This is a genomic window from Synechococcus sp. UW106 (assembly GCF_900474015.1).
GTDB lineage: Bacteria > Cyanobacteriota > Cyanobacteriia > PCC-6307 > Cyanobiaceae > Parasynechococcus.
Genome location: NZ_UCNV01000008.1, coordinates 23451 through 38659, shown reverse-complemented (window position 1 = coordinate 38659; position 15209 = coordinate 23451). Strand labels below are relative to the sequence as shown.

Here is a 15209-nt window from a genome sequence, read left to right as displayed (position 1 = left end):
TTTATTCGTTGATGCCTGCCATGACCACCCAAGTCCCAAAGGCAATGACCTCTCTGTGTCTGCGTGACAAGGTGATCATCGTGACCGGTGGCAATTCCGGTATCGGCAAGGCCATTGTCGAAGCCGTCGGGGCTTTGGGCGCCAAGGTGGTCATCGACTACCGCTCGCATCCTGAGCGCACCGAAGCCTTGATCGATGAAGTTGGCGAGCTCGGTGGGCAAGCGATTGGCGTGCAGGCCGATGTGGCGAAGCTTGAGGAGATTCAACACCTCATCGACGTTGCCGTGAAGACCTTCGGCAAGGTGGATGTGATGGTGAATAACGCTGGCATCGAGACACGAACCTCGATCCTTGACACCACCCCAGAGGATTTCGACAAGGTGATGAACGTCAACCTGCGTGGGGTGTTCTTTGCCACGCAGTACAGCGCCAAACAGATGATTGCCCAAGGAAGTGGTGGTCGAATCATCAATATTTCGTCCGTCCATGAAGACTGGCCGATGCCAGACAACACGCCCTATTGCGTCGCCAAGGGCGGGGTGCGCATGATGACCCGGACGGCTGGTGTTGAACTGGCGAGCAAGGGGGTCTCCATCGTCAACGTCGGTCCGGGTGCTGTGGCCACACCCATCAACGACTCCACCATGAACAATCCCGAGCTGATGGCCAAGCTCAATGCGGCGATTCCGATGGGCCGGATGGCCCAACCGGAAGAAATCGCTTCGCTGGTGGCGTTCCTCGCCAGCGATGGTGCCAGCTACATGACGGCAACCAGCGTCTTTGCTGACGGTGGAATCATGATGAGCAGTCCTGGGCTTTGATTTCAAAGGCCTCAACCCCGGCACGGGCGACGGCAGCATCCTGGTCAGGCGTCATGCCTGACACCCCGATCGCCCCTACCACCGCATCCTGGTAACCCAAGGTCAGACCGCCAGCCATCAGGGCACAGGGCTGATGCAGTACTGCCTGCAACGACAAGAGTGCCGTGCGACCGGAAGCGATGGCCTGTTCCGCAGCCGCGCTGTCAACGCCCGTCAGCGCAGCCGTGCGCGCTTTTGCAGCGGATGTCTCAACGCTGGCGATGGACGCGCCGTCCAGCCGGCGAAAGGAGATGAGCACTCCAGAGGCATCCACCACCGCAATCGAGACCCTTGCCGACAACTGATGAGCCATGGCCATGGCCGACACAACGATCCTGTCGGCGTCGGCCAAATCGAGACAAGGAATCATCTGCATCGGTTCAGGCCCACTGAATGGCCATCTTCCAAAGGTGCCCTTCCAGCTCCACCCCTGCAGCCAAAGCCTGCAAGGCCTCCTCGGGCAATTTCAACGTTGCTGAGGCCTGATGCACCAGGATGTCGACCCCGGTGAATTGGAACCCCATCGTCTGCCCCATCGCAGCAATGTCGTCGAGGCAAGCTGCGTCGTGAAATTGATCAAGCAGACCTTGATCACCCTTCACCTTGTGGAGGAATTGTTCCAACTGTGGATTGCCGTTGTGGGTCATGGCGTCAGTCTTTGATTGCAATGCAGGAAATTTCAATACGGGCTCCCACCACCAATTTGCTGATGCCGATTACCGCGCGGGAACAGTAATTCTCTGGATCAGGGAAAAACTCCTGCCAAACAGCATCCATCTCCTCAATTTCATCAATGTTGGTCATGTAAACAACGGCCTGGCCAACGTCTTTGTACGTGCATCCAGCCGCTTCAAGAACTCCGAACACATTCTTGAGACATTGACGGGTGTGTTCCGAACTCCCTCCCTCCACCGTTTGATTGGTGACGGGATCCACAGGCATCTGGCCGGACACAAAGACAAACTGACCGACGCGATAGCCCTGGCTGTAGCTGGCCACAGGCTGGTTGGCCTTTTTAGTGCGAATTGGATGTCGGTCCAACACCGTCGATCAACGTAATTGTCTTTGTTGTAGCGGCATTTCAGGGGAGTGCAGGGTGCTGGATGCCACGGGCATTCACATGGATGGAATACACCGAATCCCAACAGCAGAGGAACAAACGGTTGCCATGAACGCCTCCAAAGCAAAGGTTGCCAACCAAGTGGGGCGTGGCAATTCGTCCCAGGAAGGTGCCATCCGATGCGATGCAATGAACCCCATTCCCAGCACTGCTCCAGATGTTTCCGTCGACATCCACACGGATGCCATCGGCATTGCCGTTGGTAACCCGGTAGAAATCACGTCGACCTGAAATCTGACGGCCACCATCCTCCACCTCGAACACGTGAATGAGTCGATCCGGCATGGGCGCGTCGTTATTCGGCGGATCACCAAACACGCCTGAGGGGGCTGCCGTATCGACGATGTAGAGAAGCGACTCATCGGGAGAGAACGCCAACCCATTGGGGCCCACAACCTCGTCGGGAGTTGTCATTGCCTTGAGAGATCCATCGGCCGGGTCAAAGCGATAAACCACCGCCGGTTGCACGGAATGGCGCCGGCCTCCCTCAAAATCATTGACGAGGCCGTAAAGAGGATCGCTAAACCAGATCGTGCCATCACTTTTCACCACCACATCATTGGGGGTGTTCAAAGGCTTGCCCTGGTGGGAGTCCACCAAATGCACAACACGACCGTTGTGCTCCGTGCGCAATACAGCCCGATGACCATGGCTGCAAGTCAACAGCCGTCCCTGGAGATCACGGGTTTGGCCATTTGGGAACCCGGCGTTGTAGCGGAACACACTGAGACCATGGGTCTCATCCCAAGACAGAATTCGATCATTGGGGATGTCGGAAACCAGCAGACGCTGTTGATCGCCGAACCAGACCGGCCCCTCCAGCCAACGACAACCGTCAAAGAGACGTTCAAGCTGAGCATTGAACAACACCAAAGAGTTGAAGCGCGGATCCACCGCTTCAATCTCAGTTTCAACAAATTGACTACGGAACACCATGACGAATGCACCCTTACTTAAATGATCCAGGGGGCAGATTTCGCCAATCCTGATCATTTCTCTGGATAATCAGTTGAACACAGGGTTCGTCTCCAACCTGAGCGGAGAGGTGACCTCGACGACCATCTGCCATCGCCAGACAATCCTGATCACCCCCATAGGAATATTCACCAGCCTTCATGACCGCCTTTGTTCCATCCATGCTCTCGACAGACCAGGCACCTTTCAGGACATAAATCCATTTCGGCACGTGATTTTCATGCCAGTCTGCAGTCCAGCCAACGGGCAAGTAGGTCACAAAAGCATTTCCTTCCTTCATCAAATCACGCGAAAATTGGGGCGAATCACCTGGCCCAAGTTGACCAAGCGTGAACGCACTGATGGTGCATCGTTCCTGACGACTGATCCCTTCAGCATCTGTATAGAGGTGCCAGTAGCTTTCAGGCTCTGGAGCCAGACTGAAAGGGTCGGTCATCAGAGGCATGCACTGGTCTTTGCACCCTATTCATTTCGAACAAGGCTGACTATCAACTCGCACAGCACAGACAGGTCTGAAGCATTCCGGATCAAAGGAGCATGGCCTGCAGAGGCAAACATCAGCACGCCCGAATGTTCACCACCATCTCCTGATCCAAGAGATCACCGTGCAAGGCATCGGCCCATGGGGATGACGCGTCACCGCTGATTGAACAGAAACAACAGATCGGAGAGCTCGAGCACTCAGGGGAAACTAAACTTGCCGGGTCGGGGGCATGGCGGAATCGGTAGACGCACGCGACTTAAAATCGCTTGGGCTGAAAGGCCTGTGGGGGTTCAAGTCCCCCTGCCCCCACCACCCGCATCAGGACGACAGCATTGCGGCGAGCTTGGTACGGAAGTCTCCCTTGGGCATACCGCCCTTTAACTCTCCTTCGATGGTGAACTCGCCATCGGGATCGGTCACCAGAAGGTAGGTGGGCCAACCCATCCCCTCCTTGTTGGGGTACTGCTTGAGCAGGATTTTCCGATATTTGCGATACATCTCCGTGTCCTGAAGCATCACGGAAATGAAGCTGCAGCCAAGCTCCTCCGCCACTTTGGCGTCGTAGTGGCTCATGCGGTGACAGGTGCCGCAGTCTTCAGAGCTGAACTTGATCAGGTGCATCGGCGACGGTCCAGGAGAGGATCTCTCCAGCATGGAAAGGAACCAGTCCATTCACAAGTTCCGGCACAAGATGATCACGCCGTTGCAACGTGATGCGGCTGCTGTTGGCTGGCAGGTTGTAGAAAGCTGGCCCGTTCAGGCTGGCGAATGCTTCTAGATGGGCAAGGGCACCTTCTTCATTGAAGACTTGGGCGTAGCTCTCCAAAGCGAAGGGCGCATTGAAAATGCCGGCGCAACCGCAGGAACTCTCTTTTGAGGCCCGCTCGTGAGGTGCTGTATCAGTGCCAAGAAAGAAGCGGGGGTCACCGCTGGTGGCAGCCCGGCGTAGGGCCTGACGGTGACATTCCCGCTTGGCGACGGGAAGGCAGTAGAAGTCACTGCGCAACCCTCCGGCAAACATCGCGTTGCGGTTGATATGCAGATGGTGGGGGGTGATCGTGGCCGCGAGATGGTGATCCGCGGAGCTGACGTACTGCACAGCCTGCTCGGTGGTGATGTGCTCGAACACAACCTTCAGCTCGGGATGACGAACCCTCAGGGGTGCCAAATGCCGTTCAATGAAGACCGCCTCACGGTCGAAAATATCGATATCGGCATCCGTGACCTCTCCATGGATCAGCAATGGCATGCCGATCCGGGCCATCGTCTCCAGCACTGGATCTATCTGCAGCAGATCCGTTACTCCAGCTGCTGAATTGGTGGTGGCGTTGGCGGGATAAAGCTTGGCCGCGGCAAACACTCCCTCTTTAAAGCCAGTCTCGAGCTCGGAGGGATCGATCGAGTCGGTGAGGTAGGCCGTCATCAACGGCGTGAACTCCAGATCAGCGGGACATGCGGCCTGAATACGCGCGCGGTATGCCCGCGCCGCAGCAACGGTTGTCACCGGAGGGCGCAGATTTGGCATCACAATCGCCCGACGAAAACGACGGGCTGTATGGGCCACAACATGCGTGAGCATCTCGCCGTCACGGAGATGCACATGCCAATCATCCGGAGCGATGATCGAAATCTGATCAGTCATTCAGCGCCAAACCATTGACGGCAAGACGCAAGGCCACGAGGCGATCGGCGCTGATGTGGCTCTTGGGAACACGATCAAGCAGCTTGAGCTTCTGAAGCCGATTTTCTGTACTTCCCGTTGCAACGACCAGGTAAACCCTGCGCCCTTCTTCAATCGCTTCCTTGACCGCATTCTCGAGCGCGATCGCAGCGGTGACCCCGAGGTGGGATACCTCTGAGAGGTCGAAGACGACCGCCTGACAATTGCCGATGGCGTTGTGCTCGCGAGCGATCGCTTTAGCCACACCGAAGATCATTGGGCCGGCGAGCTGAAACAACAGGACCTTGCCGGAGGCCTGATCCAGCAAAACCTGTTCCTCTTCGGTCAGCTCCACATCGTCATCGGCGGTGCTGATCGTTTTCACTTTTCTGGACTGCAAAGCGCTCATCCGATCAATGGTGAGGACGTTGGCCACGAAGACGCCAATCCCCACCGCAGTAATCAGATCCACCAACACCGTGAGCGCAATGACGCCGTAGGTGATCACCGCAGCTTTAACCGAAAGGTGATGGGCCCGTTGAAGGAAATCCCAGTCGATGATGTCGATACCCACCTTCAGGGCGATCCCCGCCAGCACAGCAAGGGGGATCGTGGAAGCGAGGGGAGCGGCGGCCAGAACAACCACCACCAAAATCCCTGCTCGAACAATTCCAGAGAGGGCCGAACGTCCGCCAGCCTGGATGTTGACCACGGTGCCCATGGTGGCTCCCGCCCCAGGGAGACCTCCGAAGACACCCGAGGCGATGTTCGCCAGTCCCTGGCCCACCAGTTCCTTGTTCGAGTTGTGCTCGGTGCGGGTGAGGCTATCGGCCACCACGGAGGTGAGCAGCGCATCGATGCACCCGAGCATGCCCAACACAGCCGCATCAACGAACATCAAGCGCAGCTGCCCTCCAGAGAAGGTGGGCACATGCAGGCTGGGGAGCTCGGCATTGAAAGGCGGAATGGTCTTGAGGCCAGCGTCTTGAAACAAGGTCATCGACAGAACCGTTCCCAAGACCAGAGCCAGTAACTGCGGCGGACAGAAACGCTTGACGTTTGCTGGGGTGAACCAGAGGATCGCGACGGTGATCAAGGCCAGAGCCAGCTCCATCGGCTGCACACCAGCGATCAACCCGGGCAAATTGGACAAGGTCCCCATGACCCCGCCAGAGGCGGTCTGACCGAGGAAGGCCGGCAGCTGGAGAATCACCAAGATGGCTCCGATCCCCGACATGAAACCGGAGATCACCGTGTAGGGCATCTGGGTGACGTAACGACCCAGACGGAACACGCCGAAGAGAATTTGAAACAGGCCCGCCAGGATGACCACGGTGAAAGCCATGGCCATGGCCGTTTCCTTGTCCGGGGCCGTGGCGGTGAAGCTGAGGATCACTGAGGTGAACACCACGGTCATCGGACCAGTGGGTTCAGAGATCAAGGTGGGTGTGCCGCCGAAGACGGCGGCCACCAAGCCGATGATCACGGCTCCCCAAAGTCCCGGTGCTGGGTCGCCCGTTGCAGCGACCCCGAAGGCCAGGGCCATCGGAAGGGCAATCACCGCGGCGGTGACGCCACCGAAGGCATCACCGCGCAGATTGCTTGTGGAAATCCGATTCAACAAAAGTCAGGCACTGAACCGCAGCGCCTGACATTAAGTGGAGTCACGACAAAGCAGAATCCCCACACACAACTGATCCCTCCCCATGCCTGAATTTGTACAGGCCACGATCCAAGTGCTGCTGGGGATCGGGCTGCTGTTCGGTGGCGGAGAGCTGTTCGTTCAGGGGGCCGTCGCCATGGCGGTGATCTTCGGTATTCCCCAGCTCGTGATCGGCCTCACGGTGGTTTCGCTGGGCACGAGCGCACCTGAACTGTTCGTGAGCCTGAGTTCGGTGCTGCAGGGATCTGACGCTCTCGCCGTGAGCAATGTTGTGGGCAGCAACATCTTCAACGTGATGGTGGTGCTCGGCAGCAGTGCCTTGGTGCTGCCGCTGCGCGTGGAAAGCCGTCTGGTGCGGAGGGACGTTCCTCTGATGATTGCGATCTCCGCTGCCGTCTGGGGAATGGCCTCAGCGGGACGGGTCACCTGGCAGGCAGGCCTGGCCCTGATGTTGGGACTTGTGATCAACAGCATCTGGGAGATCCGCACCGCCCGTGAACAACCGGACGACAGCGGCAGCGCTGAACCAGAGATCGAGGACGACGCTGCGCGGGGTGGTTGGAGCCTGGCCGTCCTGCGCCTCATCGGGGGCATCGGCATCCTCACCATCGGATCCAGGGTGCTGGTGAGTGGAGCCACAGCAGCCGCCACCTACCTGGGGGTCAGTGAGGCGGTGATCGGTCTGACGATCGTTTCCGCCGGAACCTCCATGCCGGAATTGATCACCTCCCTGGTTGCCGCCCTGCGAGGGCGCACCGATCTGGCGATCGGCAACGTGGTGGGCAGCTGCCTGCTCAATCTGCTGCTGGTGCTCGGGTGCGGAGCCCTGGCCGCCGCTGGCCGTGGCTTGGAGGTCAGCCCCGAATTGATTCAGGACGACATGCCCGTGATGCTGCTCACCAGTCTGGCCTGCATGCCGATCTTCTGGACGCGCGGACGGATCAGTCGATTGGAGGGCGGCCTGTTGCTCGGTTTGTACATCCTTTACATCGTTGACAACGTTCTACCGAGGACATCCCTGGCCAGTTTGTCCGATGAATTCCGGTTGTTGATGCTCTGCCTGGTGCTGCCGATTGTGATGATCGTGATCATGACCCAGGCGCTTGTGTTCTGGCGGACCAAGACCTAAAGGCCTCTCCGTCAGGCCGGCAATGAGACCAATGGAGTTGTATTTCCTCACCCAGGGATGACCGTCTGACGCGACGTGTTCATCCTTGGAGCAGACGTTGCTCGGCTTGCCGATGCTTGAGCTGCTTCCTCCGCTCAACGACAAGAATCTGCCCTGGATCGACGTCATCCACCCGATCGTTGTTCACTTCGTGATCGCGATGGCCTTGATCAGCGTCGTGTTCGACTTCATTGGCGTGATCAGCCGAAAGAAGAACCTGTTTGAGGTGAGCTTCTGGAACCTGATCGTGGCCACTGTTGCGATCTTTGTGGCGATCATCTTCGGCCAGGTGGAGGCGGGTCTCGCCAATCCCTATGGCGCATCAAGGGACATCCTCAATGTGCACAGCACCATCGGCTGGTCCCTCGCCGGTGTGCTGGCCCTGCTCACGGGCTGGCGCTACGTCGCCCGGCAGAAGGACCCGGCGATTTTGCCCAAGGGCTTTCTCATCTTTGACGTCGTGCTGGCGGGTCTGGTGGTCACGCAGGTGTACCTCGGCGACAAGCTGGTCTGGGTTTACGGGCTGCACACGGTTCCCGTCGTTGAGGCCATCCGTCAGGGGGTGGTGTCGTGATTCTCTTCGCCGCGATCGCATCACCGATCAACGACATCGCCGACTCCCTCGGCGCCAACACCCTTCCCTACGCGATTCCGCTGCACCCCAATCTGGTGCACCTGAGCATCGGCCTGTTTGCGATCGCCATCGCCTTTGACTTCGCCGGTGCCTTCTACCCGTTGGAGAAACGGGTGTTCCGCTTTCTGGCGTTGCCGGTCACCCGCAGCGGCTTCCACGACGTGGGCTGGTACAACCTCGTGGCGTGCAGCGGCATCAGCTTCTTCACCGTGGCTGCTGGGTTCTACGAAATGCTGCTGGCGGTTCCGTTGCCGGGCGTTCGCAGCCTGCTCGGCCAAACCGCCATCGACACGATGCTCTGGCATGCCATCGGTGGCGTGGCGATTCTGTTGGTGATGGTGGCCATGACGATCTGGCGTGGTTACCAACGGTTTGTATGGCGCAAGGACATGGGCCGTCAGGTCACCTGGCTGTATCTGCTCTGTGGCGCCGCCATGCTGCTGGTGATGGGTTTGCACGGCAGCCTCGGCGCCTGGCTGGCCAGTGACTTCGGCGTGCACATCACCGCAGACCAGTTGCTTGCCGCCGGTGCCGATCTGCAGGAGGCATTGCCATGACCACAACCGCTCCCAAGAACGGCCCGAACATCGGCGCCATCGTGATCATCAGCATCGCGGTAGCGATCAATCTGGTGATCGCCAAATTGATGGCGACGTGGTCCTACAGCTGGTTCCCACCCCAGGCCTCCAGCGCAGCCTCTTACGTCGACGATCTGTTCGCCCTGGAGACCGGCATCGGCTCCTTCATCTTCTTCGGCTGCACCGGTGTGATGGGCTGGGTTCTGTTGTTCAACAGAGCCGGCAAATACGACGAGAGCGACGGGGCACCCATCGAGGGAAACACCAAGCTGGAGATCATCTGGACGATCATTCCTTTGGTGACGGTCTTCGCGATCGCCGCCTACACGATGAACGTGAACATGAAGCTTCAGACCCTCGGTCCGAAGCACAAGTACGCCATCGGCAGTGATCCCACCACGCTGGTGAGCGTTGACCCCAGCGCCGACATCGGACCGATTGATGTGATTGCCCGCCAGTGGAGCTGGGAGTTCGTGTACCCCAGCGGCGTGCGCAGTTCAGAACTGCACCTTCCTGTTGATCAACGGGTGAATCTGCGGTTGATCTCGGAAGACGTGCTGCACAGCTTCTATGTACCGGCTTTCCGGCTGAAGCAAGACATCATCCCCGGCAGCATCATTTCCTACAGCCTCACCCCCACCAAGGAGGGCAGGTTCCGGTTGCGGGACGCCATGTTCAGCGGCGCTTACTTCTCCCAGAACCAGACCGACGTCATCGTCGAATCCGAACAGACCTACGACGGCTGGCTGAAGGCAACGGCCAAACAACCCTTGCGGCCCGGCCTCGATCCAGGACGGCCGCTGTACGACCGACGCCTTAGTCGGGGAGACAAGGGCTGGGCCACGGTGCCGCCAGCTCCTGCCCCGATGGTGAACGACCCCGGCGATCCCTCCCTCCCCCACGACGCCTGAGACGCGCCATGACCTCCACGAACTACGACCCGCGCATCCTCAAGGCCCCCCACCCGGTCCCAGGGGCCCCGGACAACTGGAAGCGCTTCTTCAGTTTCAACACCGATGCCAAGGTGATCGGCATCCAATACATCGCCACGTCTCTTTTCTTCCTTCTGGTGGGGGGACTGCTGGCCATGATCGTGCGCGGTGAGCTGATCACACCACCGGCAGATCTGGTGGATCCCAGCGTCTACAACGGCCTCTACACCATGCACGGAACAGTGATGCTGTTCCTGTTCCTCTTCCCGATCCTCAACGGATTCAACAACCTGTTGATCCCCACGATGATCGGCGCGCCAGACATGGCGTTCCCGAAGCTAAACGCGGCCGCTTTCTGGCTGGTGCCCGTATTTGCAGCGGTGTTGATGGGCAGCTTCTTCGCCCCCGGTGGACCGGCGTCATCGGGCTGGTGGTCGTACCCACCGATGAGTCTTCAGAACCCCCTTGGACACTTCATCAATGGGGAATTCCTCTGGATCCTGGCGGTGGCTCTGTCGGGCATCTCCTCGATCATGGGTGCCGTCAATTTCGTGACGACGATCATCCGGATGCGGGCCCCGGGCATGGGCTTTTTCAAGATGCCGGTCTATGTCTGGACCGCTTGGGCCGCCCAGACCATCCAACTGGTGGGACTGCCGGCCCTGACCGGTGGTGCGGTCATGCTGCTGTTCGACCTCAGCTTCGGCACGAGCTTTTTCCGGCCCGAAGGTGGGGGAGATCCGGTGCTGTTCCAGCACTTCTTCTGGTTCTATTCCCACCCCGCCGTGTACGTGCTGGTGCTTCCGGTGTTCGGCATCTTCTCCGAACTGTTCCCGGTGTATGCCCGCAAGCCACTGTTCGGCTATCGATTCGTGGCGATCGCCTCCTTCGGCATCACCTTCCTCAGCCTGATCGTGTGGGCCCACCACATGTTCTATACCGGCACGCCGAACTGGATGCGCCATATCTTCATGTTCACCACGATGTTGATCGCCGTTCCCACAGGGGTAAAGGTGTTCGCCTGGCTGGGAACGCTCTGGCAGGGCAATCTGCGCTTGAACACACCGATGCTGTTCTGTCTGGGTGGCTTGTTTAACTTCATCTTCGCCGGGATCACCGGCGTGATGCTGGCCACCGTGCCGATCGACATTCACGTGGGCAACACCTACTTCGTGGTAGCCCACTTCCACTATGTAATCTTCAACACGATCGGCTTCGGGGTCTTCGCCGGGATTTACCACTGGTTCCCCAAATTCACGGGCCGGATGTATTACGAAGGGCTCGGCAAAGTCCACTTCGTGCTCACCTTCATCGGTGCCACGCTCAACTGGCTGCCCCTGCACTGGGCTGGACTGCTTGGCATGCCTCGTCGTGTCGCGTCCTACGACCCTGAATTCGCGATCTGGAACGTGCTCGGCAGCATCGGCGCCTTCATGCTCGGCGTCGCCTCCATCCCCTTCATTCTCAATATGGTGAGCTCCTGGGCCCGGGGGCCGCAGGCTCCCCCCAACCCCTGGAGAGCCATCGGCCTGGAATGGCTGCTTCCCTCACCGCCCCCGGCCGAAAACTTCGAAGACGACATCCCCACCGTTATCAGTGAGCCCTACGGCTACGGCCTCGGGCACCCCCTCGTTGAGGACGAGGAGTTCTACGTGCGCCGTTCCCACGAGGCCTGAACCGATGACCAGCGTCAATCCCGACCTGCAGCTAAATCACACACCCGGGCATGTGAAGCACGACGGCCACAACATGACCGGCTTTGTGATTTTCCTCTGCTCTGAGAGCGTCATCTTCCTGGCCTTCTTCGCCGGCTACGCGGTGCTGAAGCTCACAGCTCCGCAGTGGCTACCAGACGGCGTCGACGGGCTGAAGGTACGCATGCCCCTGATCAATAGCGTGGTCTTGGTGAGCTCAAGTTTCGTGGCCTATGCCGCCGAGCGATATCTGCATAAGGGCAACCTCTGGGGCTTCCGCTCGGTCTGGCTGCTCACCATGGCCATGGGCTCCTACTTCGTTTACGGCCAATACCTCGAATGGTCGGAGCTCAGCTTCAGCCTCAGCACCGGTGTGTTCGGAGGATTGTTCTATTTGCTGACGGGCTTTCACGGTCTGCACGTGATCACCGGCATCCTGCTGATGGGACTGATGTTGGCGCGTTCTTTCGTCCCAGGGAACTACGACAAAGGCGAGATGGGCGTCGCTGCGGTGAGCCTGTTTTGGCACTTCGTCGACGTGATCTGGATTCTTCTCTTCCTTCTGATCTACGTCTGGCAGTGATTTAGAAAAATCATCAACACAACCCCAGGAAAAACTCAAGGGGCAAAACAATCAAACCCCAACACGCCACCCCCCGACCAAGCTTCACAAAACAAAGAATGACCGAAACCCAACAAAAAATTGAAAAAATAATAGACAGCCTTTTTACCGGAATATCACTAAAGGAGGACAAGTCCAAGAGCCCCAAAAGCAATCATATCTATGTCTTCAAAAGGGAATCAAAAATTACTCATTGGTTTACAAGCCCATTTGGCAGAGATGCTTCACAGACAAGCGGTATAAATTCTTTCTTGAATGCACAAACAGAACAAGTCTTAACTCCCAGGCTTCAAAGCTCTTTACCCCCACATATTCAAAAATTTATCTACACGATTACGCCAAATGCAAGACACATTCAATCTGGAATGAAGATCAGTGAGCTGACATCCCTGGCCTACAGGACAGCCTCGATGAAAAACTTAGTCTCTATAATTCCACCAGGAAAAGTCGGAAGAATAATAAAAACATCAAGCCTAAAATTTAATCTACTAAATGAATACGAAACTCTCAAAAATCTTCACTCAAGGGTGGAAGCACCTCAGCCCCTAAACTATAAAGCCATTAACGACAATTTTGCTTTTTCGTCGCAAACACTAATGAGAGGAAGTGAGCCAAAATATAGTCCGCACCTTGACAAACAAATCGCTTCAGAGCTTCAAAATTTAACATTAAAAAATACAACTACATCACTAAAAGTGCAATCAGAAATTATCTTAGACGATTTGCACAAAAAAGACTTGAATGAGCAACAAAAGAATAACATCAAACGCCTCCTTGACCAAAATAAATGCAATCAAACCGTCGAGGCCGCATTGATACACGGCGACTTGCGCCCAGCAAATATTAAAATACTAAACAGACAACAAAATAGCCATCACATATCCATAGGATACTTAGATTGGGAATTTTCCAAGGCGACAGGAATCGGCGCCATAGATTATTTACGATGGAGACTAGATAAGGCCTATTTGAAAGCCACTTCACTAAAAGAACTTTTAGAACTGGCAAATATTAAAAACATTAGACACGACCTCCGCTTATCGAATATTTCAGGCCATTCACTGCCAATAAACGAACTCATACGACTTCATGTAGCAACACATGCAGTCGACCGATTTGACAGCTTTTGGGAGGAAAATAACAAAAATCTAAGACTCAACAATTTGCAAAATATTTTAAATTCTGACTGGCCGGGCAACCTTGAAGAGAATTAATAATATCTATAAAGCGTTAAATGCCAAGCATCCCTTTACGATGCAATTGCGACTCTTTTGTCTACTGAAAGATTCACGAAACTCTTGATTAACCAAGCATGATCATCGACGACCGCCACTACGACGTCATCGTTATCGGCAGCGGTGCCGGAGGAGGCACCCTGGCCGGAGCCCTGAGCCGACGCGGCAAGAACGTGCTCGTGCTGGAGCGCGGCGGGGCGATGGCCCTCGAAGACCAGAACGTCGCCGACGTGGATTTGTTCCGCAAGGATCGATATCACCCCAAGAGTGAGCGCTGGTTCGGACCCGACGGCGATCCCTTTGCACCGCAAACCACCTATGCACGGGGAGGAAACACCAAGATCTGGGGGGCGGTGCTGGAACGCATGCGCGAACAGGATTTCGGCGAGGTAGCGCTCCAGGACGGAGTATCGCCGGCGTGGCCCCTGGATTACGCCGAACTGGAGCCGTACTACGAGCAGGCCGAGACCCTGTACAGGGTTCACGGCAAAGCAGGCGTTGACCCCTGCGAGCCCCAGCGAAGCACGGGTTATGAACGTGCGCCGAAGCCGGTGGAACCCTTTCTGGAACCCCTGCGTTCCGCACTCCAACGCCAAGGCTGCCAGCCCTACGACATACCGATCAGCTGGTCAGACGACCGGGACGATCCCAGCGGCGATTCCCAGTTGTTTGGACTGCAGGTGGGTGATCCCGAACGGCTCACCGTGCGTGACAACGCCCGCGTCCTGCGCCTGCATGTGAATCCAGGTGGAAGGGCCATCCGCGGCGTGGAAGCTGAGGTAAACGGCGATTCATGGCTGTTCAGTGCCGATGTCGTGGTGATTGCCGCCGGTGCCATCAACACGCCGACCATCCTGATGCGCTCGGACAATGCTCACCATCCCAAGGGCATCAGCAACGGATCGGATCAGGTGGGGCGGAATCTGATGAATCTGCAGCTCACCTCAATTCTGCAGCTGGCCACAGAACGCAACAGCGGCCGCTACGGGCGCTCGCTGGGGATCAACGACTACTACTGGGGAGACAAGAACGTCAGTTTTCCGCTGGGACACATCCAGGCCGCCGGTGGCGTTCTGCAGGACGCGTTGTTCGCCGAGTCACCACCGGTGCTGTCCCTGGTGACGAAACTGATCCCCGACTTCGGCCTCGAGCGGCTGGCCTCCCGCTCTGTGGCCTGGTGGGCCATGACGGAGGTGCGTCCAGATCCCCACAACAAGGTGTGGCTCAACAACGAACAAATCCGGATCAACTACATCCCTAACAACCGGGAAGCCCATGATCGCCTCGTGTACCGCTGGATCGACACGCTGAAAGCCGTGGAGAACGATCCGGTGACCAAAGTCGTTTTAAAGGCACCCACCCATGCGCGAGGAGAAGCCCCCTTGAGTGTCGTGGGCTACAGCTGCGGCACGTGTCGCATGGGCGAGGACCCATCCAACTCGGTGGTGGATCCCAACGGCAAATGCCATGAACTGGAGAACCTCTACATCGCCGACAGCAGCATTTTCCCTAGTTGCCCAAGCATTGGTCCCGGGCTCACGGTGATCGCCCTGGCCCTGCGGCTGGCCAATCACCTGGCCTGAT

17 protein-coding genes and 1 tRNA gene are annotated in these 15209 nt (G+C 57.4%); 10 read left to right on the top strand and 8 right to left on the bottom strand.

Going from position 1 to position 15209, the window contains the following annotated elements; all coding sequences use genetic code 11:
* Positions 1-44: 44 nt before the first annotated feature.
* Positions 45-821: an SDR family NAD(P)-dependent oxidoreductase gene (locus tag DXY30_RS04865; protein WP_115094166.1), complete on the top strand. Its 777-nt coding sequence runs from the start codon at positions 45-47 to the stop codon at positions 819-821.
* Here DXY30_RS04865 and DXY30_RS04860 read toward each other — a convergent pair.
* The 5 genes from DXY30_RS04860 to DXY30_RS04840 are packed head-to-tail and all read right to left on the bottom strand — an operon-like array spanning position 796 to position 3391.
* Positions 796-1236 (bottom strand): heme-binding protein, encoded by a 441-nt coding sequence (locus DXY30_RS04860; protein ID WP_115093618.1) that lies wholly within the window; start codon positions 1234-1236, stop codon positions 796-798. The genes DXY30_RS04865 and DXY30_RS04860 overlap by 26 nt on opposite strands.
* A gap of 4 nt (positions 1237-1240) precedes the next feature.
* Positions 1241-1507, bottom strand: coding sequence for a Nif11-like leader peptide family natural product precursor (locus DXY30_RS04855; protein WP_115093617.1), 267 nt, complete (start codon positions 1505-1507; stop codon positions 1241-1243).
* A gap of 4 nt (positions 1508-1511) precedes the next feature.
* Complete coding sequence (locus DXY30_RS04850) at positions 1512-1901, bottom strand: RidA family protein (protein WP_170951135.1); 390 nt, start codon at positions 1899-1901, stop codon at positions 1512-1514.
* Positions 1902-1941: 40 nt separating this feature from the next.
* A complete protein-coding gene (locus tag DXY30_RS04845) occupies positions 1942-2916 on the bottom strand; it encodes an SMP-30/gluconolactonase/LRE family protein (protein WP_115093615.1) in 975 nt (324 codons plus the stop codon).
* A 13-nt stretch (positions 2917-2929) separates the two neighbouring features.
* Positions 2930-3391, bottom strand: a complete 462-nt coding sequence (locus DXY30_RS04840; RefSeq protein WP_115094164.1) for a cupin domain-containing protein — start codon at positions 3389-3391, stop codon at positions 2930-2932.
* A 271-nt stretch (positions 3392-3662) separates the two neighbouring features.
* Here DXY30_RS04840 and DXY30_RS04835 point away from each other — a divergent pair.
* Positions 3663-3751: transfer RNA gene (locus DXY30_RS04835), tRNA-Leu, on the top strand.
* Positions 3752-3757: 6 nt separating this feature from the next.
* Here the strand turns inward: DXY30_RS04835 and DXY30_RS04830 are convergent.
* From DXY30_RS04830 to DXY30_RS04820, 3 genes are read right to left on the bottom strand one after another with little or no spacing between them, the layout of a single operon-like run.
* Positions 3758-4060, bottom strand: coding sequence for a thioredoxin family protein (locus DXY30_RS04830; RefSeq protein WP_115093614.1), 303 nt, complete (start codon positions 4058-4060; stop codon positions 3758-3760).
* Complete coding sequence (gene pyrC, locus DXY30_RS04825; protein WP_115093613.1) at positions 4035-5081, bottom strand: dihydroorotase; 1047 nt, start codon at positions 5079-5081, stop codon at positions 4035-4037. The genes DXY30_RS04830 and pyrC overlap by 26 nt, the downstream gene beginning before the upstream one ends.
* Complete coding sequence (locus tag DXY30_RS04820; protein ID WP_115093612.1) at positions 5074-6723, bottom strand: SulP family inorganic anion transporter; 1650 nt, start codon at positions 6721-6723, stop codon at positions 5074-5076. Before DXY30_RS04820 ends, pyrC begins: the two co-directional genes overlap by 8 nt.
* 82 nt (positions 6724-6805) lie before the next feature.
* On the opposite strand from DXY30_RS04820, the gene DXY30_RS04815 reads away from it, so the two are divergent.
* The 8 genes from DXY30_RS04815 (at position 6806) to DXY30_RS04780 (ending at position 15208) form a co-directional block, all read left to right on the top strand.
* Positions 6806-7891, top strand: coding sequence for a calcium/sodium antiporter (locus DXY30_RS04815; protein WP_115093611.1), 1086 nt, complete (start codon positions 6806-6808; stop codon positions 7889-7891).
* A 112-nt stretch (positions 7892-8003) separates the two neighbouring features.
* Entirely contained in the window at positions 8004-8504 is a 501-nt protein-coding gene (locus tag DXY30_RS04810; RefSeq protein WP_115094162.1) for a DUF2231 domain-containing protein, read from the top strand.
* Entirely contained in the window at positions 8501-9121 is a 621-nt protein-coding gene (locus DXY30_RS04805; protein WP_115093610.1) for a DUF2231 domain-containing protein, read from the top strand. Before DXY30_RS04810 ends, DXY30_RS04805 begins: the two co-directional genes overlap by 4 nt.
* Complete coding sequence (locus DXY30_RS04800; protein WP_115093609.1) at positions 9118-10053, top strand: cytochrome c oxidase subunit II; 936 nt, start codon at positions 9118-9120, stop codon at positions 10051-10053. Before DXY30_RS04805 ends, DXY30_RS04800 begins: the two co-directional genes overlap by 4 nt.
* A gap of 8 nt (positions 10054-10061) precedes the next feature.
* Positions 10062-11750, top strand: a complete 1689-nt coding sequence (locus DXY30_RS04795; RefSeq protein ID WP_115093608.1) for a cbb3-type cytochrome c oxidase subunit I — start codon at positions 10062-10064, stop codon at positions 11748-11750.
* A 4-nt stretch (positions 11751-11754) separates the two neighbouring features.
* On the top strand, positions 11755-12351 hold the full coding sequence (locus DXY30_RS04790) for a cytochrome c oxidase subunit 3 (RefSeq protein WP_115093607.1): 597 nt from the start codon (positions 11755-11757) through the stop codon (positions 12349-12351).
* A 98-nt stretch (positions 12352-12449) separates the two neighbouring features.
* Entirely contained in the window at positions 12450-13604 is a 1155-nt protein-coding gene (locus DXY30_RS13555; RefSeq protein WP_137006795.1) for a hypothetical protein, read from the top strand.
* Between the two features lie 98 nt (positions 13605-13702).
* Positions 13703-15208 (top strand): GMC oxidoreductase, encoded by a 1506-nt coding sequence (locus tag DXY30_RS04780; RefSeq protein ID WP_115093605.1) that lies wholly within the window; start codon positions 13703-13705, stop codon positions 15206-15208.
* Position 15209: the final 1 nt, after the last annotated feature.